Origin of the sequence: Amycolatopsis sp. NPDC058340, from assembly GCF_042723975.1 — a bacterium.
Classification (GTDB): Bacteria; Actinomycetota; Actinomycetes; order Mycobacteriales; family Pseudonocardiaceae; genus Amycolatopsis.
Map to the genome: position 1 here is coordinate 48812 of NZ_JBHXIB010000049.1, position 6571 is coordinate 55382.

A 6571-nucleotide genomic window follows, 5' to 3' on the forward strand; every position below is an offset into this window, starting at 1 on the left:
CGGCTCGTGAGTGGCAAGGACGGTTCTAACCGTCCTTGCCACTCACGAGGACGTCAGCCGACCGAGATCCAGCTTCACCGGGAACGGTTCGACGGTCTTGAATTCGCCGGTCATGGCCGGAGCGTCCTGGTAGCCGAGTTCGCCCGCCTGGTGGCAGGCGACGAGTGAGACCGGTTCGCCGAGGTCGACGATCCAGTAGTGCGGAATCCCCGCGTCGGCGTACTCGCCGTGTTTTGTCACGTAGTCGGTGCGTTTCGAGCCAGGTGACACGATCTCGACCACCACGACGACGTCGTCCGCGTGGTACATCGTGTCTTCTTCGTCGATCCGTTCTCCCGCCTCGCGAAGGGCGATGATCAGATCCGGCCGCCTGGCGAAACCCGGCTCGCCGGGCGGAACCAGCCCCAGATCGACGTCGATGTCCTGGACGAACTCGAGGTGATCGGGCAGCTGCGATTCCAGTTGCCTTGCCAAGGCGTACAGCGCCTTGTTGTGTCTCCTCTTGGGACTCGGCGACATGACGAGGCGGCCTTCCACGAGCTCGGTGAATCCGGAATCGGGCTCACCGAGCGCCGCGTATTCCGCGACCGACAGCAGGTGATCCGGGATGGCCAACCCTGGTTCACCGTGCGACCCGGTCGTGGAATAGGGAAGGGCTGTCACAGCGTCTCCTCACGTCATCCACAGTGTCTCACGGCCACAGGTTGACCATCGGTGATCGTATCAGCGCGGAGCGTCAGCCTTTCCGCAGTTCCCGCGCGATCACCATGCGCTGGATCTGGTTCGTGCCCTCGAAGATCTGCGGCACCTTCGCCTCCCGCATGTACCGCTCCACCGGGAAGTCCTTCGTGTATCCGGCGCCGCCGAGGACCTGCACGGCGTCGGTGGTCACCTTCATCGCGCCGTCGGTCGCGACGAGCTTCGCGATGGACGCCTGCCGCTGGAACGGCAGCCCGCGGTCACGGCGCCGGGCCGCGTCGAGGTACATCGCCCGCGACGTCTCGACGGTCGCGGCCATGTCGGCCAGCAGGAACTCCAGGCCCTGGAACTCGATGATCGGCCGTCCGAACTGCGTGCGGCCCTTCGCGTATTCGAGCGCCTCGTCCAGCGCGGCCTGCGCGAGCCCGACGGCGCAGGCGGCGATGCCCAGCCGCCCGGAGCTGAGCGACGACAGCGCGATCTTCAGCCCCTGGCCCTCTTCGCCGATCCGCCGGTCGGCGTCGACGGCGGCGTCCTCGAACATCAGTTGTGCCGTGGTCGACCCGGTGAGGCCCATCTTCCGCTCGGGCGGCGCGGCCGAGAGGCCCGGCGTCGCCGCGTCGACGAGCAGGCAGGAGATGCCCTGCCCGCCGTCGTCGCTGGTGCGCACCATCGTCGTGTAGAAGTCGGCCTCACCCGCATGGGTGATCCACGCCTTCGTGCCGTTCACGACGTACCGGTCGCCGTCGAGCCGCGCGCGGGTGGACAACGCGGCCGCGTCGGAGCCGGCGTGGGTCTCCGAGAGCGCGTACGCGCCCAGCAGGCCGCCTTCGAGCATGGCGGGCAGCCAGCGGTCGCGCTGCTCGTCGGTGCCGTGGTGCGCCAGCGCGAAGCAGGACATCGTGTGCACGGAAAGCCCGACGCCCACCGACATCCACGCCGCGGCGATCTCCTCCAGGACCTGGAGGTACACCTCGTACGGCAGTTCGCCGCCGCCCCAGCGCTCCGCGTACGGCAGGCCGAGGAGCCCGGCCTGCCCGAGCAGCCGGAACTGCTCGCGCGGGAAATGCGCGGTCTCTTCGTACTTGCTCGCGATCGGGGCGAGTTCCTCGCGCGCGATCTCCTTGGCCAGGTCGATCAGATCCTTGGCCTCGGTGCTGGGCAGCAGACGGTCCGCCGGCATGGCTCCTCCGAGCTGAACGGTACTAAAAACAGTACTGTGGGCTGATTCAGAGTACAGTAGACGGCGCTGGGGGTACACCGTCCGCGTAGGGGATAGTGATCCGATGACCTCGCGCCGCCAGCCCACCGCGCGTCAGAGAGCACTGCTCTCGGAGCTTGAAGCGCTCTTCCTTGCCGAAGGGTTCTCCCAGTTCACGCTGGACGACCTGGCCGCGAGGCTCCGCTGCTCGAAGTCGACCCTCTACGCGCTCGCCCCCAGCAAGGAGCAGCTCGCGGTCAAGGTCGTCACCCACTTTTTCAAGGGGGCCGCCGAGCTGCTGGAGGAGCGGATCGCCGGGATTGACGACGCCCGCAAGATCCTCGGCGAGTATCTCGCCGGGATCTCCGAATACCTGAATCGCGCCTCGGCCGCTTTCATGACCGACATCGCCGAATTCGCGCCGGCGCGGGACGCGTATCAGCTCAACAGCCGCGCCGCGGCCGCCCGGATCCGGTCGTTCATCGATCGCGGCGTCACCGACGGTGTTTTCCGTGAGGTGCACGCGCGGCTGATCGCGGAAATGGCGGGACTGATCATCGAGGGAATCCAGACCGGCGTGATCGGGCAGCGCACCGGGGTGACCGACGCCGAAGCGTTCACCGCCTTGTCCGAACTTCTCCTTGGCGGGATAGCGACAAAAAATGTCCTGAACTGACAATTCTGGTGGTGGAACCACCGCCTCGGCTAGCATCGCGCCCGTGATCGTGGTGGGTGGAGAGGCGCTGGTCGACCTCGTTCCTGGTGAACCGTTGGATTCCACTGTGGACGGTGGGTTGCGCGCGCTGCTGCCCCGGATGGGTGGTGGTCCCTACAACGTCGCGCTCGCCGCCGGGCGGCTCGGCGTCCCGACGGGCTTCCTCTCGCGCGTCTCGAACGACCGCTTCGGTGTCGCGCTGGTGGACCGGCTGCACGCCTCCGGTGTCGGCACCGCGTTGCTGCAGCGGGGAAACGAGCCGACGACACTCGCCGTGGTCGCGCTCGACGACAAGGGTTCCGCCCAGTACACCTTCTACACCGAGGGCACCGCGGACCGGCTCGTCGCCGACCCCGGCCCGCTCCCTGAAAATGTGACGGCGCTCTCCCTTGGCACCCTCGGCATGGTCCTGGAGCCGGGTGCGAGCACATACGAAACGCTGTTGCGCCGCGAATCCGCGCGCGGGGTGCTGACCGTGCTCGATCCGAACATCCGTGCGGCGCTGATCGACGATCCGGCGGCCTACCGGGCGCGGTTCGAGTCCTGGCTGCCGCATGTCCGCCTGCTCAAGATCTCCGACGACGACACGGAATGGCTCGCCGAAGGCGCCGACCCGGTCGACGCGGCAAAGGTCTGGACCTCTTGCGGAGTCGATGCCGTCGTGCTCACCCGCGGCGCGCGGGGGTTGTCCGTCATCACACGAGCGGGCGAAATCGCGCAGGTCCCGTCACGCCGGGTCGACGTCGTCGACACGATCGGCGCCGGTGACACCGTGCAAGGCGCCCTGCTGGCGTGGCTGTACTCGCACGGGGTGCGTGACGTGTCCACTCTCGACGCCGACGGCTGGTGTGCGGCGCTCGAATTCGCGGCGAAAGCGGCGTCGATCACCGTCTCGCGGAGCGGGGCGGAACCGCCGACGGCCGAAGATATGGCTTCCGCTGTGTGAACCTGGTCCCAAAGGGGCTGTTGTGAGCAACTCACCCGCTGCGCGTTGACCCCATTCTCGACTAGCGTAGAGGGGAATTCATACCCCAGCGGGGCGGTGTGCAGCGAGGCCGTGGGTCACGCGCGTGAAAGAGGGCGTACCTGTGGAACCTACAGGCGCCGCCGGCCCGTGCTGAACGTGAGAGGGACTTACATGTCCGACGCGACGACGGCCGCGGGGCAGTCCGGCGAGACCGCGACGCTGCGCCTGCCCAACGGCGAGCACGAGTTCAAGGTGATCCACCCGGTCGAGGGCGCGCCTGGCATCGAGCTGGGGAAGCTGCTGGCGACCACCGGGTACATCACCCACGACCCGGGGTTCGTGAACACGGGCGCCGCGTCCTCGGCCATCACCTACATCGACGGTGACGCCGGCATCCTGCGCTACCGCGGGTACCCGATCGAGCAGCTGGCCGAGAAGTCGACCTTCATCGAGGTCTCGTACCTGCTCATCTACGGCGAGCTGCCCACCCAGACGCAGCTGTCGGAGTTCACCGAGAAGATCCAGCGCCACACCCTGCTGCACGAAGACCTGAAGGCCTTCTTCAGCGGCTTCCCGCGCGACGCGCACCCGATGCCGGTGCTGTCCAGCGCCGTATCCGCGCTGTCGACCTTCTACCAGGACTCGCTCAACCCGTTCGACGAACCGAACGTCGAGCTGTCCACCATCCGCCTGCTGGCCAAGGTCCCGACCCTGGCCGCGTACGCGTACAAGAAGTCCGTCGGCCAGCCGCTGCTGTACCCGGACAACTCGCTCGGCCTGGTCGAGAACTTCCTGCGGATGACCTTCGGCTTCCCGGCCGAGCCCTACGAGGTCGACCCGGACGTCGCCAAGGCGCTCGACCTGCTGTTCATCCTGCACGCCGACCACGAGCAGAACTGCTCCACCTCGACCGTGCGCCTCGTCGGCTCCTCCGAGGCGAACCTGTTCGCCTCGATCTCGGCCGGTATCAACGCCCTGTTCGGCCCGCTGCACGGTGGCGCCAACAGCGCGGTCCTGGACATGCTCGAGGGCATCCAGGCCGAGGGCGGCGACGTCGCGAACTTCGTCACCCGCGTGAAGAACAAGGAAAAGGGTGTCCGCCTGATGGGCTTCGGGCACCGGGTCTACAAGAACTACGACCCGCGCGCGAAGATCATCAAGAACACCGCGGACGAGATCCTCTCCAAGCTCAAGGGCGGCGACCAGCTGCTCGACATCGCGAAGAAGCTGGAAGAGACCGCGCTCTCGGACGACTACTTCATCGAGCGGAAGCTGTACCCGAACGTCGACTTCTACACCGGCCTGATCTACCGGGCGCTCGGCTTCCCGACGAAGTACTTCACGGTGCTGTTCGCGCTCGGCCGTCTCCCGGGCTGGATCGCGCACTGGCGCGAGATGATCCAGGACCCGGCCACCAAGATCGGCCGCCCGCGGCAGATCTACACCGGCTACGCGTCGCGGGACTACGCGCCCATCTCGGAGCGCTGAGCCCCTCCGCAAGTGCGATGAAGGACGCTTTCACGGCGAAGTTCGCCATGAAAGCGTCCTTCATCGCATCCGGGCATGCAGGGGGAGGCGAGGGCGCTTAGGGTTTCTGGAGTGACCAGAGAAGCCCCGGTGGTGCTGTGGTTCCGCCGCGACCTCCGGCTCGGCGACCACGCCGCCCTCCTGGAGGCCTCGAAGCACAGCAAGCACGTCCTCGCGCTGTACGTCCTCGACGACGCGCTCCTCAAACCCTCCGGCGCGCCGCGGGTCGCGTTCCTGCACGGCTGCCTGAAGGCACTGGACGACCAGCTCGGCGGACGGCTGATGCTGGTCAAGGGCGACCCGGTCAAGGAGGTCGTCAAAGCCGCGCGCGAGGTCGGCGCCGCGACCGTGCACGTCAGCTCCGACACCGGCCCATACGGCCGCCGCCGCGACGACGAGGTCAAGAAGGCGTTGGCGGAACACGACATCGCCTGGGCCGAAACGGGTTCCTCGTATGCGATCACCCCCGGCCGCATCACGAAGCCTGACGGCGACCCGTATCGCGTGTTCACCCCGTTCCACCGTGCGTGGGTGCGTCACGGCTGGCCGCGCCCCGCCGACACCGGAGCGTCCATTGTGGACTTCGTGGATCCGCCGCGTTCGGTCAAGCTCCCGAAATCCCCTTCGCTCGAAGGGATGGAGCTGCCGGAGCCTGGTGAGCAGGCGGCGTTGAAGCGCTGGCACGAGTTCCTGGACGACGGCCTCGAAACCTACGACGAGGACCGCGACCGTCCCGATCGCCCCGGTACGACAAGGCTTTCGCCGTATCTGCGGTGGGGTTGCGTCCATCCGCGCACCCTGCTGGCCGACCTGGCCGGGAACGAGGGCTCCGGCGCCAAGGCGCTGCGGGGAGAGTTCGCCTGGCGCGAGTTCCACGCCGACGTTTTGTGGCATCGCCCCGAAACGGCGCGGAAGAACTACGATTCCCGGTTCGACGCCATGGAATACGAGAGCGATGAAGAGGCTTTCCGGCGGTGGTGCGAGGGACGCACCGGGTTCCCGGTCGTCGACGCCGGGATGCGCCAGCTGCTCGCCGAGGGCTGGATGCACAACCGCGTCCGGATGATCGTGGCGAGTTTCCTGGTCAAGGATCTGCATCTGCCGTGGTGGCTCGGCGCGCGGCATTTCATGCGGCATCTGGTCGACGGCGATCTCGCGTCGAACCAGCTGAACTGGCAGTGGGTCGCGGGCAGCGGCACCGACGCCGCGCCGTACTTCCGGATCTTCAACCCGACCACGCAGGGAGAGAAGTTCGACCCCGCCGGTGACTACGTCCGCCGCTATGTCCCCGAACTCCGGTCTGTGCAAGGCAAGGCCGTGCACAGACCGGAGGACGTCGAGGGCTATCCGGCGCCCATGGTCGACCACGCCCACGAACGCCAAGTGGCCCTCGAACGCTATGGCGCCATCAAAGGTAGCTGAACGCGCGTGAAGGCCCCCTTCCCTCGGCTGAGCAGAGGGA

General features: G+C 67.4%; 6 protein-coding genes. 4 read left to right on the forward strand and 2 right to left on the reverse strand.

Translation table 11 applies throughout. The annotated features are described in order from the left end of the window. Positions 1-42: 42 nt before the first annotated feature. Positions 43-663, reverse strand: a complete 621-nt coding sequence (locus ACFWIW_RS34390) for a Uma2 family endonuclease (protein WP_378372290.1) — start codon at positions 661-663, stop codon at positions 43-45. Positions 664-736: 73 nt separating this feature from the next. Next, on the reverse strand, positions 737-1882 hold the full coding sequence (locus tag ACFWIW_RS34395) for an acyl-CoA dehydrogenase family protein (RefSeq protein ID WP_378372291.1): 1146 nt from the start codon (positions 1880-1882) through the stop codon (positions 737-739). A 103-nt stretch (positions 1883-1985) separates the two neighbouring features. Here ACFWIW_RS34395 and ACFWIW_RS34400 point away from each other — a divergent pair, with 103 nt between their 5' ends. From ACFWIW_RS34400 to ACFWIW_RS34415, 4 genes are all read left to right on the forward strand, one after another. Continuing rightward, positions 1986-2576 carry a TetR/AcrR family transcriptional regulator gene (locus tag ACFWIW_RS34400; protein ID WP_037347986.1) on the forward strand — a complete coding sequence of 197 codons (591 nt, stop codon included), beginning with the start codon at positions 1986-1988 and terminating at the stop codon, positions 2574-2576. A 43-nt stretch (positions 2577-2619) separates the two neighbouring features. Then, positions 2620-3561: a carbohydrate kinase gene (locus ACFWIW_RS34405; protein ID WP_378372292.1), complete on the forward strand. Its 942-nt coding sequence runs from the start codon at positions 2620-2622 to the stop codon at positions 3559-3561. Between the two features lie 192 nt (positions 3562-3753). Further along, a complete protein-coding gene (locus ACFWIW_RS34410) occupies positions 3754-5070 on the forward strand; it encodes a citrate synthase (protein ID WP_007033295.1) in 1317 nt (438 codons plus the stop codon). A gap of 111 nt (positions 5071-5181) precedes the next feature. Next, complete coding sequence (locus ACFWIW_RS34415; protein WP_378372293.1) at positions 5182-6531, forward strand: cryptochrome/photolyase family protein; 1350 nt, start codon at positions 5182-5184, stop codon at positions 6529-6531. Positions 6532-6571: the final 40 nt, after the last annotated feature.

What these genes read in the sequence shown, in the direction of transcription:
- ACFWIW_RS34410 (WP_007033295.1), top strand. Translation starts at nt 3,754, where the DNA reads ATGTCCGACGCGACGACGGCCGCGGGGCAGTCCGGCGAGACCGCGACG.
- ACFWIW_RS34395 (WP_378372291.1), bottom strand. Translation starts at nt 1,882, where the DNA reads ATGCCGGCGGACCGTCTGCTGCCCAGCACCGAGGCCAAGGATCTGATC.
- ACFWIW_RS34400 (WP_037347986.1), top strand. Translation starts at nt 1,986, where the DNA reads ATGACCTCGCGCCGCCAGCCCACCGCGCGTCAGAGAGCACTGCTCTCG.